Source organism: Parafannyhessea sp., from assembly GCF_051876455.1.
Lineage (GTDB): Bacteria > Actinomycetota > Coriobacteriia > Coriobacteriales > Atopobiaceae > Parafannyhessea.
Window position 1 is genome coordinate 1 of record NZ_JBJEHW010000190.1, and the last position, 1,842, is coordinate 1,842.

The 1,842-nt window shown below is 66.0% G+C and carries 3 protein-coding genes; all 3 read right to left on the reverse strand.

Annotated elements, in window-relative coordinates; translation table 11 throughout:
* Nucleotides 1-711: Cna B-type domain-containing protein (locus ACI38Z_RS08135; RefSeq protein WP_439789696.1), on the reverse strand; the 711-nt coding region annotated here is incomplete at its 3' end.
* A gap of 17 nt (nt 712-728) precedes the next feature.
* Nucleotides 729-1,598: a class C sortase gene (locus ACI38Z_RS08140; protein ID WP_439789697.1), complete on the reverse strand. Its 870-nt coding sequence runs from the start codon at nt 1,596-1,598 to the stop codon at nt 729-731.
* A 72-nt stretch (nt 1,599-1,670) separates the two neighbouring features.
* Nucleotides 1,671-1,805: an LPXTG cell wall anchor domain-containing protein gene (locus ACI38Z_RS08145; protein WP_439789698.1), complete on the reverse strand. Its 135-nt coding sequence runs from the start codon at nt 1,803-1,805 to the stop codon at nt 1,671-1,673.
* Nucleotides 1,806-1,842 lie beyond the last annotated feature (37 nt).

Consider the following 1,842-nt stretch of genomic DNA (forward strand, 5'->3'; position numbering starts at 1 on the left):
CCAGGCAAAGCTCCAGTTGTTGCTCGCGCTGAGCGTGACCTCCTTGTACAGGGTGCTGCCGTCATAGATGCGCACGGTGACGGAGGTGGGGCGCGTGGACGCGGAGTCGCCCTTCCAGAGCTTGGTCACGCGGTTGTGGTACGTGGTGGCGTGCGTGCGCTCGAACTTGCCCACTACCTTGCACTGGGTGTTGTACGTCCAGTCGTCAAGCTGCGGCACAATAACCAGGTTGGGGACGGCGGTATACGTCCACTCCCCCACGGTGGCCACGTCCGCAAGCAGGAGGTACATGCCCGGCTCGAGCTTCCCAAACGTCGCGGTACCAGCCTCCACGGCCTCGGTCTTCTCGTCAAACGCATCGGGGTCGCCGGCCACGTAGCCCTTGTAGCTTTGGGCTGCCTTTGCCAGGTCCTCGGCCGTTGTGCCAGAGTCAAACGCGGCGGGGTCGATCTTGGTGTCGCTCACGGCCTGGCCCAGCGCGTCCACGGCGGTCAGCTTGCCGTCCGAGTCCATGCTCGCCACGCGGTACAGGCGCAGCACCTGGCCGTCCGCGGGGCAGCCGGTCACCGTAAGCGAGCAGCTGGTTCCCGCCGGCACGCGCTCGGCCGCCTGCGCCGGCGCGGGAGCCGTCCCCAGCGCCGCAAAGGCAACCACGATGGCGAGAAGGACCGCCGCCAGCGTCCCACGTCCCCTGTACTGTGTCCGCGTCACTTTCGTGCTCCCTCTCTCTAAACCGTCTGCGTCCCGGCCTGCGTCCCGCGTGCCTTGCGCTTGTCTGCACCGCCGCGCCGCGCTCGGACGATGCCGCGCACCGCCAGTGCCACCAGCAGCACCAGCAGCGTGAGCGCCGCCGCCATGAGCACGGGGCTCACCCGCTCCGCGTCGCCGCTCGCCGTGGAATCCTGGTTGGGCACGCGGTGCCCGCGCACCAGAAGCCGGTGCGTGTTGACCCCGTACGGCGTGCACGTCACCAGGGTGCAGTAGTCCATGCCGTCGTCAATCGCAAGGTCGTCCAGCTGGTCGGGCAGGACGGTCTTGATCTGGTCCACCTGATACGTCAGCGTCTTTCCAAGGACATTGAGCTTGAAGAGGTCGCCCTTCTGCAGCTGGTCAATGTCCGTGAAAAGGCGCGCGGACGGAAGCCCGCGGTGTCCGCTTATCACGCAGTGCGTTCCCTTTCCGCCAACGGGAAGCGAGGAGCCGGGAATGTGCCCAATGGCAACCTGCAGGATCGAGCTGTCGGTCCCGTGGTAGATGGGCAGCTTCACGCTTATCTTGGGGATCTCCACGTAGCCCATGATCCCCGTGCCCGTCACGTCGAGCGTCTGGTCGTACACCTTGCGCTGCGCCGCCGTCATCTCAAAGCGGCTGTCGTCGTGCGGTAGCGCCTCGTTGTACGCGACGGCCGCGTCCCACATCTTCTTGTTCTTCTCTGCCGAGTTGTCCTTGACCGCCTTCTCGTACGTGGCGATGGCCTGGGACTGGTGCATGTCGTTCCACCAGTCGCTCACGGTGGGGTACAGCAGCAAGCCCACGCCAAAGAGGAGGACGCAGCCAAGGAGAAGATCGAGCGCATGCGCCTTCAGCCACTTTGCCATGGTGCGTCCTCCTCTCTGTTGCTTGGGCGGGGGCGGCTCCCTCCGGAGCCGCCGCTCGCACGTGTGTTGGAACTAGGCGTTCTGGCGCTTGTTGCGACGGATGGCCAGGCCGATGCCAGCGGCAACGACGATGGCAGCGCCGGCGACGTACAGGATGGTGGTGCCCATGCCGCCCGTGGAGGGAAGCGTGGAACCCTTCTTGTTCACGACAACGGTCGTGAGGGAGCCGGCGCTTGTGTCGGCT